The organism is Labrenzia sp. VG12 (assembly GCF_002237595.1).
GTDB lineage: Bacteria > Pseudomonadota > Alphaproteobacteria > Rhizobiales > Stappiaceae > Roseibium.
The window spans coordinates 1,477,821-1,496,670 of record NZ_CP022529.1; the positions used below are offsets into that span (position 1 = coordinate 1,477,821).

General features: G+C 59.4%; 16 protein-coding genes. 2 read left to right on the forward strand and 14 right to left on the reverse strand.

Going from position 1 to position 18,850, the window contains the following annotated elements; genetic code table 11:
• Window positions 1-103 precede the first annotated feature (103 nt).
• The 8 genes from CHH27_RS06770 to CHH27_RS06805 all read right to left on the reverse strand — a co-directional run bounded on the left by CHH27_RS06770 (window position 104) and on the right by CHH27_RS06805 (window position 7,014).
• Window positions 104-1,309: a 1-deoxy-D-xylulose-5-phosphate reductoisomerase gene (locus CHH27_RS06770; RefSeq protein ID WP_094070919.1), complete on the reverse strand. Its 1,206-nt coding sequence runs from the start codon at window positions 1,307-1,309 to the stop codon at window positions 104-106.
• 16 nt (window positions 1,310-1,325) lie between these two features.
• A complete protein-coding gene (locus CHH27_RS06775; RefSeq protein ID WP_094070920.1) occupies window positions 1,326-2,168 on the reverse strand; it encodes a phosphatidate cytidylyltransferase in 843 nt (280 codons plus the stop codon).
• Between the two features lie 15 nt (window positions 2,169-2,183).
• Window positions 2,184-2,951, reverse strand: coding sequence for an isoprenyl transferase (locus tag CHH27_RS06780; RefSeq protein ID WP_094070921.1), 768 nt, complete (start codon window positions 2,949-2,951; stop codon window positions 2,184-2,186).
• Window positions 2,952-2,986: 35 nt separating this feature from the next.
• Window positions 2,987-3,550, reverse strand: coding sequence for a ribosome recycling factor (gene frr / locus CHH27_RS06785; RefSeq protein ID WP_094074564.1), 564 nt, complete (start codon window positions 3,548-3,550; stop codon window positions 2,987-2,989).
• A 190-nt stretch (window positions 3,551-3,740) separates the two neighbouring features.
• Window positions 3,741-4,460, reverse strand: coding sequence for a UMP kinase (gene pyrH / locus CHH27_RS06790; RefSeq protein WP_094070922.1), 720 nt, complete (start codon window positions 4,458-4,460; stop codon window positions 3,741-3,743).
• Between the two features lie 69 nt (window positions 4,461-4,529).
• Window positions 4,530-5,447: a translation elongation factor Ts gene (gene tsf / locus CHH27_RS06795; RefSeq protein ID WP_094070923.1), complete on the reverse strand. Its 918-nt coding sequence runs from the start codon at window positions 5,445-5,447 to the stop codon at window positions 4,530-4,532.
• Between the two features lie 145 nt (window positions 5,448-5,592).
• Window positions 5,593-6,420, reverse strand: coding sequence for a 30S ribosomal protein S2 (gene rpsB, locus CHH27_RS06800; RefSeq protein WP_094070924.1), 828 nt, complete (start codon window positions 6,418-6,420; stop codon window positions 5,593-5,595).
• Window positions 6,421-6,654: 234 nt separating this feature from the next.
• Window positions 6,655-7,014 carry a helix-turn-helix domain-containing protein gene (locus tag CHH27_RS06805; protein ID WP_094070925.1) on the reverse strand — a complete coding sequence of 120 codons (360 nt, stop codon included), beginning with the start codon at window positions 7,012-7,014 and terminating at the stop codon, window positions 6,655-6,657.
• 71 nt (window positions 7,015-7,085) lie between these two features.
• On the opposite strand from CHH27_RS06805, the gene CHH27_RS06810 reads away from it, so the two are divergent.
• Complete coding sequence (locus CHH27_RS06810) at window positions 7,086-7,976, forward strand: DMT family transporter (RefSeq protein ID WP_094070926.1); 891 nt, start codon at window positions 7,086-7,088, stop codon at window positions 7,974-7,976.
• A gap of 49 nt (window positions 7,977-8,025) precedes the next feature.
• Here CHH27_RS06810 and gltS read toward each other — a convergent pair whose 3' ends face one another.
• The 3 genes from gltS to CHH27_RS28630 form a co-directional block, all read right to left on the reverse strand.
• On the reverse strand, window positions 8,026-9,255 hold the full coding sequence (gene gltS / locus CHH27_RS06815; protein WP_094074565.1) for a sodium/glutamate symporter: 1,230 nt from the start codon (window positions 9,253-9,255) through the stop codon (window positions 8,026-8,028).
• A gap of 214 nt (window positions 9,256-9,469) precedes the next feature.
• Window positions 9,470-11,377: a PhoX family phosphatase gene (locus tag CHH27_RS06820; RefSeq protein WP_094070927.1), complete on the reverse strand. Its 1,908-nt coding sequence runs from the start codon at window positions 11,375-11,377 to the stop codon at window positions 9,470-9,472.
• A 320-nt stretch (window positions 11,378-11,697) separates the two neighbouring features.
• Window positions 11,698-12,150 (reverse strand): cysteine rich repeat-containing protein, encoded by a 453-nt coding sequence (locus CHH27_RS28630; RefSeq protein WP_094070928.1) that lies wholly within the window; start codon window positions 12,148-12,150, stop codon window positions 11,698-11,700.
• A gap of 226 nt (window positions 12,151-12,376) precedes the next feature.
• On the opposite strand from CHH27_RS28630, the gene CHH27_RS06830 reads away from it, so the two are divergent.
• Complete coding sequence (locus CHH27_RS06830; protein WP_094070929.1) at window positions 12,377-12,778, forward strand: VOC family protein; 402 nt, start codon at window positions 12,377-12,379, stop codon at window positions 12,776-12,778.
• Window positions 12,779-12,799: 21 nt separating this feature from the next.
• Here the strand turns inward: CHH27_RS06830 and dnaE are convergent, their stop codons facing one another.
• The 3 genes from dnaE to CHH27_RS06845 all read right to left on the reverse strand — a co-directional run bounded on the left by dnaE (window position 12,800) and on the right by CHH27_RS06845 (window position 18,821).
• Window positions 12,800-16,303, reverse strand: a complete 3,504-nt coding sequence (dnaE, locus tag CHH27_RS06835; protein ID WP_208988640.1) for a DNA polymerase III subunit alpha — start codon at window positions 16,301-16,303, stop codon at window positions 12,800-12,802.
• A gap of 485 nt (window positions 16,304-16,788) precedes the next feature.
• Entirely contained in the window at window positions 16,789-17,505 is a 717-nt protein-coding gene (locus CHH27_RS06840; protein WP_094070930.1) for an ABC transporter ATP-binding protein, read from the reverse strand.
• An 11-nt stretch (window positions 17,506-17,516) separates the two neighbouring features.
• Window positions 17,517-18,821, reverse strand: a complete 1,305-nt coding sequence (locus tag CHH27_RS06845; RefSeq protein WP_094070931.1) for a lipoprotein-releasing ABC transporter permease subunit — start codon at window positions 18,819-18,821, stop codon at window positions 17,517-17,519.
• Window positions 18,822-18,850 lie beyond the last annotated feature (29 nt).

Consider the following 18,850-nt stretch of genomic DNA (forward strand, 5'->3'; position numbering starts at 1 on the left):
AGGTGTCCGATCGCGCGCAGCCTGGATGTGTCTGATGCACCGTACTAAAAGGAAAATTACGGCGTGTTAATGGTGCACCGTGTTTTTTCGTGACCTGTCAACGTTATAAACGCCTGGCCGCGATCCATTCCTCGGTCCGTTTTCGCGCAATCGCGTCTATGGCCAGAACATCTTCAACGGTGCTCGCTTCACGGAGATCGCCCTGCCCGCCCATTGTTTCCAGAACGGCTTCTATTGCCGCAGGAATTTCCATGAAACCGGCCTTGCCGGTCAGGAAGGCATCAACCACAACCTCGTCAGCCGCATTCAGCGCCGCCGGGGCACCACCGCCGGCCTTCATCGCGTCCAAAGCCAGTCTGAGCGCCGGGAACCGGTCCAGATCCGGCGCCTCGAAGGTCAGCGTCGCAATCTCGGCAAGGTCCAGTTTCCTGACGGGCACTTCCATCCTGTCGGGATAAGCAAGACAGTGGGCAATGGGCGTTCTCATGTCCGGACTGCCAAGCTGGGCCAACAGGGATCCGTCCTTGTACTGCACCAGTCCATGCACCACCGATTGCGGATGAACCAGCACACCAAGGTCGTCATGCGAAACGGGGAAAAGATGCGAGGCTTCAATGACTTCAAAGCCTTTGTTCATCATGGTCGCACTGTCGATGGTGATCCGCGCGCCCATATCCCAATTGGGGTGTTTCAGGGCCTGTTCCGGCGTAACACGGGCCATGTCCGCTTTTGCCATCTGCCGGAAAGGACCGCCGGAGGCGGTCAGGATGACCTTCTCCACCTGGTCAGCCTTGTCGGCTTCGAAGACCTGGAAAATCGCATTATGCTCACTGTCGACCGGCAGGAGTTCTGCGCCGGTCTCGCGGATCCTGGCCATGAACAGACCACCGGCACAGACAAGGCATTCCTTGTTGGCAAGCGCGATGCGCCGTCCGGGCCGGATGGCACGCATGGTCGGGATGAGGCCGGCTGACCCGACAATGGCGCCGACAACAAGATCCGTGTCCCGGTCGACCGCTTCCAGCACGGCCGTCGCGCCACCGCTGACGTCAATTCCGGTTCCTGCAAGATGTGCGGACAGGTCATCAAGACGGGCTTCGTCAGCGAGAACGGCGGCGCCGGCGCGCAGTCTTTTGGCCATGTCGGCCAGAAGATCCGCATTGCGATTGGCAACGAGTGCAACCACTTCGAACCGGTTCGGATTACGTTCGATGATATCTGCCAGACTTTGGCCGATGGACCCCGTCGCTCCCAAAACGGTGATGCGAACCGGTCGGTTGTTGTCTTGAACTGCGGGACCACCCGCCATTGGCCTCACTCCAGAATTAGGTCAGTCCAAGTCCGGCGATCGGGTCAGACAAGGTCCCTCCTGCGATCAGCCCGAGCAGTACCGCGAAGATTGCGGCCGCAACCAAACCGTCGATGCGGTCCATGATGCCGCCATGCCCTGGAATGAGCTTGCTTGAATCCTTGACGTCGAAGCGGCGCTTGATGGCGGACTCCAGGAGATCTCCCGCTTGCGAAACAACCGACAGTGCAGCGGCGAGAAGGGCCCAGAACACCAGGTCTGAAGCGCCTGCAAAAAACGCAACACCGGTTCCAAAAAGCGTTGCAAGCAACAGTCCGCCAATCGCCCCGGACCAGGTCTTCTTGGGCGAGACCCTTGCCCAGAGCTTGGGACCGCCAAGCGCACGTCCGGTGAAATAGGCAAAGATGTCGGTCGCCCAAACCACAAACAACAGAAAGAAGATGAACAGCAGCCCACCGGCCCCTTCTCTCAAAGCCAGGAGGGAAAACAGGGCCAGGCCGCTGTAAAGCGTTCCTTCCGCGCCCCAGCGGCCACTCCGTGAAAACCCGCTGAAGGCGAACACGGCAAGTGCACCCAGAAGCAATGCGCCAAGGCCGGCCTCCGGCATCCCGCTGACATGCAACGCCGCAATCACCAGCATCACCCCCTGCCCGATCACGGAGGTTACCGATTTCAACGGCGTGCCAGTCATGGAAAACCATTCCCAGAGGAACAGCATTGCGGCGGCCAGCATGAGCAACGTGAAGGCGAACCCGCCAAAATAGGCGATAGCGAGCACAACGGGTCCCAGCACAACGGCGGAGGCAAGGCGCACGCCCAGATCGGAGAGTTTCTTTGGAGGATGCTCTGTTTCTGCCATTCTGACCGCCGGACGTTAAAACGTCTTGGCGCTCACGCCACCGTAACGTCGCTCGCGGGCGCCGAAACAGTCGAGAGCCTGATCGAAAGCCGCTTCGTCAAAATCCGGCCACAGCAGATCGCAGAAATAGAATTCGGAGTAGGCAGCCTGCCAAAGCAGGAAATTGGAAAGGCGCATTTCGCCGCTGGTGCGGATAATCAGATCGGGATCAGGCAGCCCGGACGTGTCCAGCTCTCCCGACAGGGCGTCCTCTGTTACGTCTTCGGGATTGAACACACCGTCGGCAACTTTCTGCGCCAGCGCCTGTGCAGCCCGCAGGATTTCATCTCTCGCGCCATAGTTGAACGCCACCACCAGCTCAAGGCCGGAATTGTTGCGGGTCAGGTCTTCGGCTTCCTTGAGCAGCTTCAGAATTCCCGGTTCAAGGTCTCTGCGCCCGCCAATGATACGGATCTTGACATTGGCCTCGTGCAATTCGCTCAGGTCCCGCTGCACAAACCGGCGCAGCAGCCCCATCAGAAACGAGACCTCCGCTTCCGGCCGGCTCCAGTTTTCAGACGAAAAACTGTAGATGGTAATGACGTCAATGCCGACCTTGCCGGCATGGCGGATCACTTTGCGCAGCGCTTCCAGCCCCTGCCGGTGGCCTTCGGTGCGCGGCAATCCGCGCGCCGTCGCCCAACGGCCGTTGCCATCCATGATGAAGGCAACATGACGCGGCAACTTGGCGCCGGAGCTGTCCGTCGCCGATGTTTGCAGGTTGTGATCCGGGTTGACGCTCATGTGCTCCCCAACTCACCGGGCCCGGTCCGAACGGATCAGACCTGGGAAATTTCCTGCTCTTTTTTCTCAAGCATTGCATCCACTTCCGCGATCATCTGATCGGTCAGCTTCTGCACCTCGTCAGAGGCTGCACGGCTATCATCCTGAGAGATATCACCGTCTTTTTCTGCCTTCTTGGCATCGTCCATGCCATCGCGGCGCACGTGACGGATCGCAACCTTGGCGCCTTCGGCATATTTATGAGCGACCTTGATCAGCTCCTGACGGCGCTCTTCATTCAGCTCCGGGATCGGCAAACGCAGCAGCTGACCATCGACAACGGGGTTGAGACCCAGATTCGATTCCCGGATGGCCTTCTCGACTGCGGCCACCATGCTCTTGTCCCACACCTGAACGGCAACCATGCGCGGCTCCGGTACGGAAACAGTTGCAACCTGGTTGATCGGCATGGCCTGGCCATAGGCGTCGACAGAGATCGGATCCATCATGGACGCAGAAGCGCGGCCGGTACGAAGGCCTGCAAATTCGGTTTTCAGCACCGACAGAGCCCCCTGCATGCGGCGCTTGAGATCGTCCAGGTCCACACCTTCTACCGACATTTTGTCCTCACTGTTTTTCTTCATTTGGCGGAAGCGGGTCGATCGAAACCGGGCCGTCAGGGGCACGTGTCTGCGATTCCGCTCGCAACAGAATCCGGATCTTCAGCAGACCGAAGAGTCTCGGCGCGCGCCAACATGGCATAAACGCACCGAAACACAAGAGCTTGTGCAATGAATGCGGCTAATTCTTTCAGTCACCCACGACTGTGTAGGTGCCCGTTTCCTGGAGCACGCTCACCAGGGCACCCGGCGAATGAATTGAAAACACGATCACCGGAATGGAGTTGTCGCGGGCAAGAGCGATCGCCGTCGTGTCCATGACCTTCAGGTTGCGGGTGATGACTTCCTCGTAACCGAGGGTCTCATACCGCTCCGCATCCGGGTTGACCTTGGGATCTTCAGAATAGACACCGTCCACCTGCGTGCCCTTCAGGAAGGCGTCGCATTTCATTTCAGCAGCGCGCAAGGCAGCGCCACTGTCGGTGGTGAAAAACGGGTTGCCCGTGCCGCCCGCAAAGATGATGACGTCGCCGTCTTCCATGTAACGGTCGGCAACACGCTGGGAAAAAGTCTCGCAGATCGACGGTACGGCGACCGCCGACAGCACACGGGCATTGACCTTGAGCCGGCGCAGGGCATCTGCAAGCGTCAGGCTGTTCATGATGGTTGCGAGCATGCCCATATGGTCGCCCGTAACGCGATTGCCGCCCTTGGCAGCCACGGCAACGCCGCGGAAGATGTTACCGCCACCGACGACCACGCCAACCTGGGCGCCGAGCGCCACCGCGTCGGCAATCTCCTTGGCGATCCTCTGCACAATGGCCGGGTCAATTCCAAAAGCCTGGGACCCCATAAGGGCCTCACCGGAGAGCTTCAGAAGGATCCGTTTCCAGCGCAGAGAATTCGTCATGGGTCACCCTTTTAGAAAATTGTCTTCCTAAAAAAAAAGCGCCGGACTTGCCGGCGCTTTCTTTCGAGCTTACTGCCCGGTGGCTGCCGCCACCTCTGCAGCGAAGTCTTGCTCTTCCTTCTCGATCCCCTCGCCGAGAGCGAAGCGGACAAAGCCGGTGAGTTTGACGTCTGTGCCGAGTTCTTTCGCGAGCGCCTCGACGGCCTGCTCAACTGTAAGATCCGGGTTGATGACAAAGGCCTGCTTCACGAGGGTAACTTCCTCGTAGAATTTGCGCAAACGGCCTTCCACCATTTTTTCAATGATGTTTTCCGGCTTGCCGGATTCGCGTGCCTGCTCGGAGAACACGGTCTTTTCACGCTCGACCACGGCCGGGTCGAGAGCTTCGGTGTTCAGCGCCAGCGGGCTGGTCGCAGCAACGTGCATGGCGATCTGACGGCCAAGTGCATCGAGCTTGTCCTTGTCGCCGGAAGATTCCAGAGCGACGAGAACGCCAATCTTGCCAAGACCGTCAACCACCTTGCCGTGAACATAGGTGGACACAACGCCTTCATTCACGCCCAGGACGGCGGAACGGCGCAGGGTCATGTTTTCACCAATGGTCGCAATCGCGTCGGTGATGGCTTCGGAGACCGGCTTGCCGTCGAGATCGGCAGCAGCCAGGGCTTCTACGGAACCATCGGTGCCGACAGCAATCTTGGTAACCTTGGAGACCAGCTCCTGGAAACCTTCGTTGCGTGCGACGAAGTCGGTTTCGGAGTTCAGCTCGACAACGGCAGCCTTTGCGCCGTCTGCAGACACACCGACCAGACCTTCAGCGGCCACACGGCCTGCCTTCTTGGCAGCCTTGGCCAGGCCCTTGGTGCGCAGCCAGTCAACAGCTGCTTCCATGTCACCGCCCGATTCATTCAGAGCGGTTTTACAGTCCATCATGCCAGCGCCGGATTTCTCACGGAGCTCTTTTACCATCGCAGCGGTAATGCTCATCGATTGCCTCGTGGACGGGGGGTTTCAGATGAGACACGGTGTAGCCGATCGCTTTCCGCGTCTTTATGACGGGACTGCAACAAATTGCAGTCCGCCTTGCGAATTCAACATAAATCTGCCGCGCGGGACGCGGCAGAGTTATTCTTTAGGCCTGAGCCGCAGCCGCTTCTTCAGCCGGAGCAGCTTCAGCAGCTTCGACCGGAGCTTCTTCGCCTTCAGCGGCGAGAGCTTCTTCAAGCGGAGCCTCTTCCGATTCGCCGATATCCATGCCGGCTGCACCCTGGGCGCGGGAAATGCCGTCGATGGCAGCACGGGCAATCAGATCGCAGTAAAGCGAGATCGCACGGCCGGCATCGTCGTTGCCCGGCACCGGATAGGTGATGCCATCCGGATTGGAGTTGGAATCGAGGATCGCTGCAACCGGGATACCCAGACGACGGGCTTCCTGGATGGCGATGGCTTCACGGTTGGTGTCGATCACGAAGATCAGGTCCGGGATACCGCCCATGTCCTTGATACCGCCAAGGTTCCGCTCGAGCTTTTCACGCTCGCGGTCCATGAACAGACGCTCTTTCTTGGTCAGAGCGTTGGCAGCGTCGGAGGACAGGGTCTCTTCCAGCTTGCGCAGGCGCTGAATGGACTGGGAGATGGTCTTCCAGTTGGTCAGCATGCCGCCGAGCCAGCGGGCGTTGACAAAGTACTGTGCGGAGTTGCGCGCGGACGAAGCAACAGCTTCCTGAGCCTGGCGCTTGGTGCCGACCAGAAGTACGCGGCCACCGCCGGCAACCGTGTCGGACACGGCTTTAAGAGCCTGGTGCAGCAGCGGAACGGTCTGGGACAGATCCATGATGTGAACATCGTTGCGTACACCAAAGATGTACTGACCCATGCGCGGGTTCCAACGGTGTTTCTGGTGACCAAAGTGCACACCAGCTTCGAGCAGCTGGCGCATGGTGAAATCGGGCAATGCCATGGCCCTTATCTCCTGAGTTTTCCGGTTTGACCTCCGCAAGAGGATGTGGACCGGAGGAAACGTTCCTCGCGGGCACCGGATGGACCCCGATAAGCTCAGGTTCCGCCCCTTGCGTGTGGAATGCGCGCCTTATAGTGGGGAAGAAATTTTATTTCAAGGCCCAAACGCCAGTTTTCTTCAGGGATTGGCCCGGTTCTGGCCCCTGCCGCGTTTTCTGTCGGCCAGTCCCCGGCGTCAACCGGACCCGGGGCCTGTTTTGCCACCAAAGACAGTTTCTGACCAGTTCTCGGACCAGCGGCCGAATGGTTGCAGCAGAGCGAACAGCTCCTGCCCCAGCGCGGTCAGCACATATCCGGTGCCGTCATGATCGACAAGCGCACATTCCCTTAGCTCCTTGAGCCGTTTGTTGAGAACGGTCGGTGAAACGCCTTCGCATCTCTTCTGCAGATCCCGAAAGGTCAGACCGTCTTCAGAAAGTTGCCAGATGACGCCGAGCGCCCAGCTTCGGCCCAGAAGGTCGAACAGGGCCATGATCGGTTTGCCGGTTTTCGATCCCCTGACCGGCGCCCCGGGCTTCGGAACGGAGTGAGACATATTCCCTCTTGCTATCTTTTTAGTAGCAAACTATTGCTACGCGATCAGTAGCAAGTCAGAGGGAGATTGTCATGCTGTTCCTGCCTGTTGCCGCAGCGATCGGAGCTTCGACAGGCTGGGCGGCGGGAATTGTCCTGGCACAATCCCCTGCCCGTCGTCTCGGCGCGTTTGAATTCACACGCATTCAGTTGACCGCCTGCGCAGCTATCCTGTCCCTGATCTGCACGCTCCTGGGATTCTGGCCCTCCGTGCTCTGGCATCATTGGCCGGCCTTTGCCTTGAGCAGCGTTGTCGGTATCCTTCTGGGAAACCTGGCAATGATCGAGTGCCTGCGCCGGGGCGGACCGAGGCGCACGGAAATCCTGCTTGCCCTCAAGGGACCTGTCGTTGCCGTATTGGCATTCGTCTGGCTCGGGGAAGTGCCTTCCGCAAATGTTCTGATTGGCGGACTGGTTGTCCTTGCCGGCATTTTCCTTGCCATTCAATTTGGCGGGAGCGAACGATCGGCCAGCGACAGACTGAAGGGCGGCCTGTCCGGGGTCGTCCTCCTCGGATTTCTGGCCACGATTTGCCAGGGTCTCGGATTTCTGGTTGTCAAACCGGCCATGGCCGAGGGCATGTCGCCCCTCACGGTTTCCGCGGTCAGGCTGCTGGGCGCAGCTTTCCTGGTCTCCGTCGTGGCACTTTGGCCGGCAAGCGCGTTTCGCCCGAACCATCCGCTGACCCCGGTGCTGCTTGGACGCACCATCCTGCCCGGTGTGATCGGGTATATCGTCTCGTCGTCGCTTCTGCTTTATGCCTTCAAGAACCTGGACGCGGGTTTCGCTGCGCTGCTGGGGTCGCTTTCCCCTGTCCTCGTGCTGCCGATCCTGTGGCTGAAGGAGGGACAGCCTCCGACACTGCCTGCGGTGCTCGGAGCGCTGATTGCCCTTGCTGGAATAGCACTCATCCTACTTTTCTAGAGGGCTTTTCGGGGATGCCCTTTCATCAACCAGTCCTTGGGTCAGGACCCTAACCCAACCCGAGAAACCACTTGATCAGGAAGGCATTGGCCAGGTCGACAAAAAACGCCGAAATCAGCGGCAAGACGATAAAGGCCAGTGGTGACGGTCCGTAGCGCTGCGTCACAGCCTTCATGTTGGCGATTGCCGTTGGCGTGGCCCCCAGTGCAAAGCCAGCGAACCCGGCGGAGAGCACGGCGGCAAAATAGTTCCGGCCCATCACGCGGAACACGATCAGGATAATGAAGAGAGACGCGGCAACAGCTTGCAGCAACATGGTAACCACCAGCACCCCGGCACTGCTGGCGAGCGTCCAGAGTTCCATGCTCATCAGCGACATTGACAGGAACACCGAGAGACTGAACTCGTTGATCAGGTCCATCGACTGCGACCCGGCCGGCGCCTTGGCCTTCTTGAAGACAAGCGGCAACAGATTGGACAGAAGGATGCCCGAAATCAGGCAGGGCACGAAGAGGGGCAGTTTCAGCCCCGCCGCAGAAAGGCTTTCGCTCGCCGAATAACCGATCGCAATCGCCAGATGGATCCAGAGAATGCAGCGCATGATCTCGACATGATTGATCGGTGCCCGTGTCTCGTCCGTCGCAGCAGCTTCTGTCGTTTCGGCTGCACCGTCTTCCGGAATTGCCGTGATGTTGTTTCTGGTAATCAGGTACTTGGCAATGGGACCACCAAGGACACTGGCCAGGATGAGGCCGACCGTGGCCGAAGCGATCCCCAGTTCCGCCGCACCGACAGCCCCGTAGTCAGAGGCAATCGTCGGGCCCCAGGCAATCGCCGTGCCGTGACCACCGATCAGTGAGGCCGTTCCCAGAAGGACACCGGCTTGTGAAGGCATGCCGAACAGAAGCGCTCCGGCCATGCCGACAAAATTCTGAACCACCATGAAGGTCAGTGTCAGGCCAAGCATGATCGCCAGGATCGGACCACCGCGCATCAGGTCGGAAATGCGCGCGTTCAGCCCGACTGTCGTAAAGAAATAGACCAGCAGGAAATCCCGGACGGACAAATCATATTCAATCACCCTGCCCGTCGCGATCACCACAAGAAGCGCGCAGAAGGCAGCTGCCAGTCCGCCACTCACCGGTTCCGGAATGCTGTAGGCCGACAGGATCTTGAAGCGTTTGGTCAGCCGCGCCCCAAGAAAATAGACAATGATGCCAAGCGTGAATGCGGCAAAACTGTCAATCACGATCGGGGAAAGGTCTGCGGCGGGGTCCATGGCAATCTCCGGACTGATCAATGAATTTCTGGCAATAAGCAGGAAAGTCGCGACCGGGCCGTCCTCGGTATTAGCCGGCCGAAGTGGTCACCTTGTTCGGCGCAAGCAGAACATTTCGCAGCCAATCCGGCAACTGCTGTGTCGTCAACAGAACTGCAAACAAAAAAATCGGCCGGTGCTGGACCGGCCGATCTGATGTATTGGCATGGAGGCGTCAGCCGACGAGGCCACCATCCTCGCGCGTGACCGCAATGATGGCCGACCGCGGGACCGACTCGCCGCCTTCCGGCCAGTGGCTGTCGCCGCGCTCACCCGGGTGCTGGATACCGACAAACATCGTCCGGCGGTCCGGCGACCAGGTCAGACCGGTGACTTCACACTCTTTCGGCCCCACCAGGAAGCGGCGGATTTCCCCGGTGACAGGATCGCCCGCAAGCATCTGGTTGTTGCCCTGGCCGGCAAAATCGCCCTCGTTCTTGTAGCTGCCGTCGGTCTGGATCCACAGGAGACCATTGTCATCGAAGGCAAGCCCGTCCGGCGAGTTGAACATGTTGTCGGCATTGACGTTGGCCGAACCGCGATAGGCATCGGAATGCACCGTTGGGTTGCCGGCCAGCACATAGAGATCCCAGGTGAAGCCCGGCAGCGTGTGATCGCCGCCATCCGGACGCCAGCGAACGATCTGACCGTAATTGTTCTTCTCGCGCGGGTTCGGACCGTTTACGGAGGTATCATCCCCTCCGGCATTCGGTTTCACACCACGGTTCTTGTTGTTGGTCAGGCAGCAGTAGACTTCCGCGACATTCGGATTGGCCGCAACCCATTCCGGTCGGTCCATGGTCGTCGCACCGACGGCAGAAGCTGCCTGGCGGGTATGGATCTGGATCTCGGCCTGAGATGCCATGCCGGTGGATTCGGGGGTCAGTGCCACCCAGGTTCCCGTGCCATTCGCGTTGAACTTGGCAACGGAGAGCGTTCCCTTTTCCATCAGCTCATTGGTGTCGACACCCGGCGCATAAACGCCGTCGGAGACATAGCGGTAGAGGAATTCGCCTCGTTCGTCGTCGCCCATGTAGATGACAACGCGGCCGTCATTGTTGACGACGGCTTCGGCGTTTTCATGCTTGAAGCGGCCAAGGGCAGTGCGTTTTTTCGGCGTGGACGTCGGGTCGGTCGGGTCGATCTCGACAACATAACCTACCCGGTTCGGCTCGTTGGGATGTTTGGCAACATCGAACCGCTCATCGATCTTTGCCCAGCCATAGCCCCAGTCGCTCGTGTTGACGCCGTAGCGCTTCATGGCCGGTGTGATGGACTTGGGATTGTCGTCCTGAACGTCTTCGCTGGAGGAGAAGTAGCCATTGAAGTTTTCTTCACAGGCCAGATAAGTCCCCCAAGGCGTCGTGCCGTTGCCGCAGTTGTTCCAGGTACCGAGCGTTTTGGTGCCGTTCGGGTCTGCATCGGTTTTCATCAGGTCGTGGCCGGCAGCCGGTCCGGTAATCGCCATTTCCGTCTTCGGCGTAATGCGGCGATTGTAGGGGCTGTCCTTGACAATATGCCACTTGCCGTCGGTGTTGGCGATTTCGACAACCGACACACCATGCGCCATCATGCCCTTGGCAATGTCATCGTCCGATGCCGGTTTTGCATCCGGATTGTTGCCCCAGAGAATGTCCCGGTTGGTGTATTCGTTGTTGACCACCAGAAGCGTCTTGCCGTTGTGCGAGAAGACGTCCATACCGTCAGTGTTGTCGCCAAAGGCGCGCTCCTGGCTGGCAGCCGTGCCGCGGGTCGCATGATCGAATTCCGGTGCGTCGGACCACATCGGGTCCCCCCAGCGCACAAGGATCTCGGCCTTGTAGCCGGCCGGAACCACAACGTCGTCGGCAACGGATGTGCCGATCTGATCGAAGGCAAAGCGGTCGGATGCTGCCTTTGCAACTCCCGGCACCAGGCTGCCTCCAACTGCGGCAAAGCTGCCGAACGCCAGAACGCCGCCCAGGAAGCCGCGGCGGCTCAATGCCGCTTCAACGATCCGGTCGAAATCGCACTCCTCGGGGCGCGGGTTGATCTTTTCGTCGAATTCATCGAACGAGAGCGTGTGGTTCTCGGTGTCTTTCATGAATTTCACTCACTGGCTCACTGAAGATTAGCTGGCTAATGTGTTTACAAGCGCCACCTTAACGATAGGCGCGTCAACTCACAACCTTCGATCAGGCAACCCGTTTGTTGCGGGTTACACGTGGCGCCCGTCGAACCGGGCCTCACGATACCGGTACGGTAGTATCCGCATTTTTAGGTTTGATGACGGCAGCCGTGAAATCGGGCCTTCGGGCAGGCGCAAAGAGGCTGTGATGCCATCAAGTTTCCCCCCACCTGCAACAGTCACAAGAGGTTTAGCCCACCTCCCCGCATTCGTCATGTTACATATTTTTCATCGACTTAATGCCTTCCGGACAAAATCGCCCTGGCTTCTGCTTGGCAAGGTTTGCCGATCCGGCCGGACCAGGCGTAGAGGCATGCCAGGATCCTGTCCGTCGCCGAACCGATCCCGCCGCAATGAGACCGAATGTCCCTCGCGCAAATTTCCCGGAACTTCGAGTCTCGCTCCGTCCCCTTCAGAGCGTTCAAGCCGGCTGGCACCATTCGCTTGAAGGTTCCGCTGCGCGTGACCTTTGTAAGTTCCGGTTTGCAGGCACCTGAAATCTTGTTGCCATGCGCAAACAGGCAGGCCGAAATTCGGCCCTGCCCTTCCTTGACCCCATTGCACAGGGAAGCGACATCCACCTTGCAGGCCGTCATGAGAGAACTTGCGTGCGCGTTACCGCTCGGTGTCGCCATCGCCGCAACGAGAATCGCAGCGCCAAACATTGCTTGCTTGAACCTGCCAGCCATCCGTTGTCACCTCGCAAGATGCAATGGCCCCCAGCCAGAAGCTTCAGGAACGTATCGTAGCGCATCAGATTACGTTACGGAAGCTTGCGGTTCAAATCTTCTCCGTCAGGCTTGCTGACGACCGAAAGCCAATGGGCCGTCCTCGGGATAAACCAGGCACCACTTGACGCATTGCCTTGGCATTTTTACCGATAAGCACTGACAACCACAGGACTGGAAACTTCCCTTGATCACCAAAGGCATCAATCATCTTGGCCTCACCGTCCGCGATCTCGATCAGACTACGGCCTTTTTCACCGAGTTGCTTGGCTGGAAACTGCTGGCCCGGGACGACAGCTACCCCCGCACGACCGTCTCTGACGGTTCAGCCAGGCTGACGCTCTGGCAGGCGGACCGGACAGCGCCGAAGACGGATTTTGACCGGAAAGCCAATATCGGCCTGCACCACGTTGCCCTTGAAGTCGAAACGGAAGACGATCTGAATGCACTCGCCGGCAAGATAGAGGCCTGGCCCGGGGTGACGATCGAATTCGGCCCGGAACCACTTGGCAATGGTCCGCGCAAGCACATGATGTTTGCCGAACCCGGCGGCATCCGTCTTGAAATCATCTGGGCTGCTGGCCAATAGCGAACCGGCGCTCGGCAGTCGTCAGGCCAACTGAACGTCCGTAACGCCCGGAACCGCCTTCAGCGCCCCAGCGATTTCCGGAGACAATCGGAATCTGCCTGGAAGCTTGACCTCGACTTCACGCGCGCCGTTCTCCAGAAGCACGATCACGGTGACATCGCCCTCACCACGCACCTGAAGCTGTTTGGCGAGGCTCTGGATCGGGCGCTCGTCGCGCACGAAGACGCGCATGCTCTTTTGAAGCCGCGCAGCCATCTTGTCGATCGGGTCGACCTGCTCGATGCGCAAGGACGGCTCGTCATCGCGCATGTCCGCGCCCACAAGAACGATAACCGAACGCCCGGCCTGCAACACATCCCGGAACTGTTCCAGCTTCTCCCGGAACAGCAGCGCCTCGTATTGCCCGGTGGCGTCGGAGAGCCGGGCAATGCCCATACGTGTGCCGCTCTTGGTCTTGCGTTCCTGCATCGACACAACGGTGCCGGCCAGCCGGCCGTGAGAAGCCCCCTGTTTGACCGCTTCGGCAAATTGCGTCCAGGGCTGCGCCCGCATCTTCTTCAGGACCGACGCGTATTCGTCGATCGGGTGTGCCGAGAGATAAAAGCCGATGGCTGCATGTTCGCGCTGCAGCTTTTCCTCGTTGGTCCAGCCATGGACCTCGTCGAGCTGAAGCGGTTCCTCGCTGTCGCTGCCGCCAAAGAGCTCGTCCTGCCCGAGCGTCCTGTTTTCCTCGCTGCGCTGTGCCAGACCCATGATCCGGTCAAGGCCCTCGAACACCTTGGCTCTGCTGGGCTCCAGTTCATCGAAGGCGCCGGCGGCCACCAAGTTTTCAAGCGTACGCTTGTTGAGCGCCCTTGGTGAAATCCGCCGCGCAAAATCCCCGAGGCTCTTGAACGGCGTGTCGCCCCTTACTTCGACGATGTGTTCGACCGCCTGCTCACCGACCCCCTTGATGGCGCCCATGGCGTAAAGGATCTGGCCATCGGCGACGTCGAAATAGACCTGAGATCTGTTGATCGACGGCGGCACGATCTCGATGCCCATGCGCCGGGCTTCCTGGCGGAAATCGCCCAGCTTGTCGGTGTTGCCGAGATCCAGCGTCATGGACGCAGCCATGAACTCCACAGGGTGGTTCGCCTTCAGCCAGGCCGTGTGATAGGAAACCAGCGCATAGGCGGCCGCGTGCGACTTGTTGAAGCCGTAGTTGGCAAATTTGGCCACCAGGTCGAAGATCGTTCCCGCCTGGGTCTTGTTGATGCCGCGCTCAACGGCGCCGTCGACAAAACGCGCCCGCTGGACTTCCATTTCAGCGGCAATCTTCTTGCCCATCGCGCGGCGCAGAAGGTCAGCTTCACCAAGCGAATAACCGGACAGAACCTGCGCGATCTGCATCACCTGCTCCTGGTAGACGATGATGCCATTCGTCTCCATCAGGATCGGCTCCAGCAGCGGATGCAGGCAGTCCGGCTCCTGTTCGCCGTGTTTCACCGCGTTATAGACCGGAATGTTTTCCATCGGCCCTGGCCGGTAGAGTGCCACAAGCGCAATGATGTCCTCGAACCGGTCCGGTTTCATACCGGCGATGGCCCGGCGCATGCCCTGACTTTCCAGCTGGAACACACCAAACGTCTCGCCGCGCGCGAGAAGTTCATAGGTCTTCAGATCGTCGATGGGCAGGCCGGCGACATCCACGTTAATCCCGCGCCGTTCGATCAGTTTCACGGCCGTGTCGATCACGGTCAGCGTTTTCAGCCCGAGAAAGTCGAACTTAACAAGCCCGGCCTCCTCGACCATCTTCATGTTGAACTGGGCGACCGGCATGTCGGACCGCGGATCGCGATAGAGCGGCACGAGCTGTTCCAGCGGGCGGTCACCGATCACCACGCCGGCCGCGTGGGTCGAGGCGTGACGGTAAAGCCCTTCCAGCTTCTGCGCCATGCCGAGCAGACGCTCGACGATCTCCTCTTCCCTTGCCGCTTCGCGCAGGCGCGGTTCATCCTCGATCGCCTGCCCCAGTGTGACCGGATTGGCGGGGTTTGCCGGCACCAGTTTGCACAGACGGTCGACCTGGCCGTAAGGCATCTGCAACACGCGGCCAACGTCGCGCAGAACGGCCCGGGCCTGAAGCGATCCAAAGGTAATGATCTGCGCCACCTGCTGGCGGCCGTATTTTTCCTGGACGTAACGAATGACCTCTTCACGCCGGCTCTGGCAGAAGTCGATATCGAAATCCGGCATCGACACACGTTCCGGATTGAGAAAGCGCTCGAACAGCAGCGAAAAGCGCATCGGGTCCAGGTCGGTAATCGTGAGTGCCCAGGCCACCAGCGACCCGGCACCGGAACCGCGACCCGGCCCGACCGGGATGTCATGTGCCTTCGCCCACTTGATAAAGTCGGCAACGATCAGGAAGTAACCCGGGAATTTCATCCGTTCGATGATGCCGGTCTCATAGTCCAGCCGTTCCCAGTAATCCTTTTCCTCAAGCCCCGGCGCCAGGCCGTGGGCATCAAGACGCGCCTGCAGGCCTTCGCGGGCCTGGCGCATCAGCTCGGCCGATTCCGCGCGTTCCGCTTCTTCCGGATCAGCATCGGCGCCTGCAAAACGCGGCAGGATCGGTGCCCGCTTGAGCGGGCGAAAGCTGCAGCGACGGGCAATCTCGACCGTCGACGCCAGAGCCTCCGGCAGGTCCGCGAACAGTGCGCACATTTCGGCCCGGCTCTTGAAATAGTGTTCCGGCGTCAGCCTGCGCCGGTCATCCTCTATCAGAACCCGCCCTTCGGATATACAGATCAGGGCGTCGTGGGCTTCATAGTCCTCACGCTTGGGAAAAAACGCCTCGTTGGTTGCAACGATTGGCAGGTCAAGCTCATAGGCAAGGGCCAGAAACGCGTCCTCGGTCTTGCGCTCGGCTTCCATGCCGTGACGCTGGATCTCGACGTAACACCGGCCGGAAAACGCGTCTGCAAGGGTTCGAAGCCGGGTCTCGGCCAGGTCCTTTCGGCCCGCCAGCAAGGCCGCGCCGACAGGTCCCGAGACGCCTCCGGTCAACACGATCACATCATCGGACTTGGACAGGAGATACTGCGCCGAAACATGGGGCCGCAGACCGGTCTCTGTATCCAGGAAGGCCCGCGAGGTCAGTTCCATGAGGTTGCCGTAACCGGCTTCCGTCATGGCAATCACGACAACATCCGCAAGGACAGGCTCTCCCTTGCGCGCGCCTTCCAGACCATCATCAAAGAACACCGACAGCTGGCAGGCCGTGATCGGCTGAATGCCACTTCCCCAGGCCTTGCCGGCAAACTCCTGAGCACCAAAGAGATTGTTCGTATCGGCAATCGCCAGGGCCGGCTGGTTGTCAGCCGCCGCCAGATCCAGAAGTTTCTTGATCGGCAGCGCGCCTTCCAGCAGCGACAATGCCGAGTGCACTCTCAGATGGACATAGCCCGGCCCCGCCTGACCACCGCCATCAGGCACACCGGCACCATTTTCACGAGAAGGATCGGCAACAGAGCCGGACATAGCGCACCTACGACATCTTCCAGGAATCAGCTTTTCAGTGAAGCTGTTTCATGGACGTCTGTCGAGATGACAGAGCCGTCGTCCCCGCTGTTCTTTTCACCGGCAAGCTCTTGCACGTGGCACGGCGAAAGGAGCGCCTCGGAAGCACGCTCATAGACAACGGCAGGATCTTAGTGAACGGAAAACAGCACGTCGCCCCAGACGGCGAGCGTGGTGCAGAAGCAGACGAGAGACCCGAATGCGGCAAAATCACGAGCGATATGGAACATGTCGTCCTCCAAGCTTTATGCCTTGCGTAAGGGGACTATGTTCCATTTCTGTTCCCTTTGCAAGCGCTTTTTGTTCCACTTGCCAGCAGGCAAATCAAATTCTCTGAAATCTTTGCGTTTTTGCTTTGTTCACGCCAAACTCAGCCCTTTGAAATCATGGATCTCGAAGGAGCCACAAGCGTCGGCGTTTCTTTATTGTCGGGCAATCTGATCCGGCTAAAGGTCCTTGACCAGACCGTCCTGAAGCGTGATTGCGCGGTCCATACGCCCGGCAAGCTCCATGTTGTGGGTGGCAAACAGTGTCGCCACGCCTGAAGCACGCACCAGTGCTGACAGGGCATCGAACACATAGGCCGCAGTCTTGGGGTCAAGATTGCCGGTGGGTTCGTCCAGCAACAGGATGCGCGGCGCGTTCGCCACCGCGCGGGCAACGGCTACACGCTGCTGTTCACCACCGGAAAGTTCGGACGGCCGGTGTTTGCCGCGCTCGCCGAGCCGCATGTAGCTGAGCAACTCGTCCGCCCGCTCCGCCGCCACCTTTTTCGGCAGGCCGCGGATCATCTGCGGCATCATGATGTTTTCCTGCGCGGTAAACTCCGGCAGCAGATGATGGAACTGGTAGACGAAGCCGATATCATTGCGCCGGATAGCGGTGCGCTCGGCATCCGAGAGGTCCGAGCAATTGACCGGACCGAGGAAAACATCGCCATCATCCGGTCGCTCCAGCAATCCGGCTATGTGCAACAGGGTCGATTTGCCGGTGCCGGATGCAGCAACAAGGGCGACCATCTCGCCGGCCTCGATCCGGAGATTGGCCCCTTTCAGGATATGAAGCTCCCTGTCCCCCTCATCGAAACTGCGTGTGATGCCAGACAGTTCCAGGGCAGCAGGCGCAAGGCCCGGGGTGCGTCGCGGGTCAACGGCCATGTTCATCTCCCGTCTCCCTATTCATACCTGAGTGCTTCGACAGGATCGAGTCGGGCTGCCCGCCAGGCCGGATAGACGGTCGCCAGCAGCGAGAGACCAAGCGCCATGATAAGGACCGTTATGGTTTCGCCGCTGTCGATTTCCGCTGGAAGTTTCGACAGGAAATAAAGTTCTTCGGAGAAGATCTCCGTGGTCGTCATCCAGGAAACGAATTGCCGGATGCTTTCAATGTTCAGGCAGACCACCAGGCCGAGAACAAAACCTGCCAACGTTCCGACGCAGCCGATGCTCGCGCCAGTAATGAGGAACACCCGCATGATCGCACCGCGCGTTGCACCCATGGTTCGCAAGATGGCGATGTCCTTGCCCTTGTCCTTCACCAGCATGATCATGCCCGAAATAATGTTGAGTGCGGCCACAAGAACGATCAGGAACAGAATGATGAACATCACGTTCCGCTCCACTTCCAGGGCGGAAAAGAATGTGACATTGCGCTGACGCCAGTCAGTGACGAAGGTGGGGCGACCGGCTGCCTCTTCAAGCGCCGGTTTCATCACGCCGACATTGTCCGGATCGACCACGTAGATCTCGATCCCGGTCGCCTTGGTGTCCATGTTGAAATAGGCCTGCGCTTCTTCCAGCGGCATGAACAGGAAGGTGGCGTCATATTCGCTCATGCCGATCTTGAAGATCGCAGTAATCGGGTAAGCCTTGAGGCGCGGCGTCACCCCCATCGGGGTAACGCTGCCCCGTGGCGAGATCACGGTGATATTGTCGCCAACCGTCAGCCCCAGCTGGGCTGCCATGTTGGTGCCGATCGCAACACCCTCGCCTTCGGCAAAGCCGTCGAGCGTTCCAAGCTGGATATTGTTTGCGATCAACGGCATGCGGCGAATGTCGCTTTCATAAACGCCGCGCACCAGGGCACCCAGATTGCCGGCTGGTCCGGACACAAGCGCCTGACCTTCGACAAACGGCATCGCGGCCACGACATCGGGAACCGTTTCGAGTTTTGGCGCAACAACGTCATAGTCGGTCAGCGGCAAATCGATCGGCTGGACCAGCATGTGCCCATTGATACCAAGGATCTTGCTAAGCAGCTCCGTGCGGAAGCCGTTCATCACCGCCATGACGATGATCAGTGTCGCAACCCCGAGCATAATCCCGGCAAAGGAAAAGCCGGCAATCACGGAGATAAAGGTTTCCCGTCGCCGCGACCTCAGATAGCGGCCGGCAATCATCCATTCGAAGGGAGAAAAAGGGCGCGTCGTATCCGCCGGCTTGCGACCGTCGTCAATATCCGCCGTGTCTACCGCTGTCATTGTCCATCCATTTCAGCCATGCCCCGGCG

Excerpts from the sequence above, each read along its gene's own strand:
- dnaE (WP_208988640.1), bottom strand. The coding sequence starts at position 16,303 with ATGTCCGGCTCTGTTGCCGATCCTTCTCGTGAAAATGGTGCCGGTGTG.
- rpsB (WP_094070924.1), bottom strand. The coding sequence starts at position 6,420 with ATGGCATTGCCCGATTTCACCATGCGCCAGCTGCTCGAAGCTGGTGTG.
- frr (WP_094074564.1), bottom strand. The coding sequence starts at position 3,550 with ATGTCGGTAGAAGGTGTGGACCTGGACGATCTCAAGCGCCGCATGCAG.
- CHH27_RS06770 (WP_094070919.1), bottom strand. The coding sequence starts at position 1,309 with ATGGCGGGTGGTCCCGCAGTTCAAGACAACAACCGACCGGTTCGCATC.
- CHH27_RS06810 (WP_094070926.1), top strand. The coding sequence starts at position 7,086 with ATGCTGTTCCTGCCTGTTGCCGCAGCGATCGGAGCTTCGACAGGCTGG.
- CHH27_RS28630 (WP_094070928.1), bottom strand. The coding sequence starts at position 12,150 with ATGGCTGGCAGGTTCAAGCAAGCAATGTTTGGCGCTGCGATTCTCGTT.
- CHH27_RS06805 (WP_094070925.1), bottom strand. The coding sequence starts at position 7,014 with ATGTCTCACTCCGTTCCGAAGCCCGGGGCGCCGGTCAGGGGATCGAAA.
- CHH27_RS06780 (WP_094070921.1), bottom strand. The coding sequence starts at position 2,951 with ATGAGCGTCAACCCGGATCACAACCTGCAAACATCGGCGACGGACAGC.
- CHH27_RS06845 (WP_094070931.1), bottom strand. The coding sequence starts at position 18,821 with ATGACAGCGGTAGACACGGCGGATATTGACGACGGTCGCAAGCCGGCG.
- CHH27_RS06820 (WP_094070927.1), bottom strand. The coding sequence starts at position 11,377 with ATGAAAGACACCGAGAACCACACGCTCTCGTTCGATGAATTCGACGAA.
- gltS (WP_094074565.1), bottom strand. The coding sequence starts at position 9,255 with ATGGACCCCGCCGCAGACCTTTCCCCGATCGTGATTGACAGTTTTGCC.
- tsf (WP_094070923.1), bottom strand. The coding sequence starts at position 5,447 with ATGAGCATTACCGCTGCGATGGTAAAAGAGCTCCGTGAGAAATCCGGC.
- CHH27_RS06775 (WP_094070920.1), bottom strand. The coding sequence starts at position 2,168 with ATGGCAGAAACAGAGCATCCTCCAAAGAAACTCTCCGATCTGGGCGTG.
- CHH27_RS06840 (WP_094070930.1), bottom strand. The coding sequence starts at position 17,505 with ATGAACATGGCCGTTGACCCGCGACGCACCCCGGGCCTTGCGCCTGCT.
- pyrH (WP_094070922.1), bottom strand. The coding sequence starts at position 4,460 with ATGACGAATTCTCTGCGCTGGAAACGGATCCTTCTGAAGCTCTCCGGT.